Origin of the sequence: Pseudomonas peli (assembly GCF_050563605.1) — a bacterium.
Classification (GTDB): domain Bacteria; phylum Pseudomonadota; class Gammaproteobacteria; order Pseudomonadales; family Pseudomonadaceae; genus Aquipseudomonas; species Aquipseudomonas peli_A.
Map to the genome: position 1 here is coordinate 1 of NZ_JBNXUH010000403.1, position 264 is coordinate 264.

General features: G+C 55.5%; 1 pseudogene. It reads left to right on the forward strand.

Going from position 1 to position 264, the window contains the following annotated elements:
* Positions 1–195: 195 nt before the first annotated feature.
* A pseudogene (gene rplQ / locus ACQ4LH_RS22105) lies at positions 196–264 on the forward strand (50S ribosomal protein L17); the annotation flags it as partial.

Sequence of the window (264 nt, forward strand, 5' to 3'; positions counted from 1 at the left end):
GAATTGAACCATGCGTCATCGTAAAAGTGTCTGTCAGCTCAGCCGCATCAGCGAACCCCCCCTGTATCTTATACAGACCTCCCGCTCCCGACGACGCTCAACGCCTGTCGCCTCTACACACCTCACGACGCTCAAGACACAACCCGATTANCGTCTCGTGGGCTCGAGATGTGTATAAGAGACAGGAATTGAACCATGCGTCATCGTAAAAGTGGCCGTCACCTCAGCCGCACCAGCGCACACCGCAAGGCCATGTTCCAGAAC